We start from the raw sequence: 812 nt of genomic DNA on the forward strand, positions 1-812 counted from the left end.
TGCCAAAGGCAAAGGGCAGCTAACCAAAGCCCCGCATGGAAAAATCACTATGCGGCAGCTTATGAAGCCGGGAGAAAAGGTTTCCAACATTGAGATTACCGACCAAAATATCAAAGCCTTTGACCCTATCGCAAGGAAAAACGGGCTTGATTACAACGTCAAGAAGATTGAGAACGGCAAGCCGCCGACCTATCTTGTGTCTTTTAAGGGCAAGGATATTGACGTTATGACCGAAGCATTTCGGGAATTTACCGCAAAGAAATTAGGCAGGGATAAAAAGCCCTCTATCCGCAAGCTGCTTTCTACTATGAAAGATAAGGCGGAAGCTCTGAACGCACAGAGGGACAAAGTGAAGAAAAAGGACAGGGAGGAATCGCTATGAAGCCGGAACTTAAAAAGCTGCTTATCCTAAATGCCCCCTATCTGCTCTTTGTCTATCTCTTTGATAAAATCGGACAGTCGGTGCGGCTCTCTCCGGGGGCTGACCTTTCCGGCAAGGTGCTTTCCCTTGCAGACGGCTTTTCCGCTGCTTTTGCAACCCCGCTTCCGAGTTTTGCCCCTATGGATTTGCTTATCGGTATTGCGGGGGCTGTCCTTATCCGGCTTATGGTGTACTTCAAAGGCAAGAACGCGAAGAAATATCGAAAAGGTATCGAATACGGTTCTGCCCGTTGGGGCAACACCGAAGATATAAAGCCCTACACCGACCCGGTATTTCAAAATAACGTGCTGCTAACACAGACGGAACGGCTTACCATGAACAGCCGCCCAAAGCAGCCGAAGTATGCAAGGAATAAAAATATCCTTGTTAT

1 protein-coding gene and 1 pseudogene are annotated in these 812 nt (G+C 47.8%); both read left to right on the forward strand.

Annotated elements, in window-relative coordinates; genetic code table 11:
* A partial coding sequence (locus DWW13_RS18440; RefSeq protein ID WP_147398349.1) for a PcfB family protein occupies positions 1-382 on the forward strand: 382 nt, incomplete at its 5' end.
* Positions 379-812, forward strand: a pseudogene (locus DWW13_RS18445) (VirD4-like conjugal transfer protein, CD1115 family); the annotation flags it as partial. The gene DWW13_RS18440 and the pseudogene DWW13_RS18445, both read left to right, overlap by 4 nt.

The sequence above is a fragment of the Blautia sp. AF14-40 genome, assembly GCF_003479665.1.
Lineage (GTDB): Bacteria > Bacillota > Clostridia > Lachnospirales > Lachnospiraceae > Fusicatenibacter > Fusicatenibacter saccharivorans.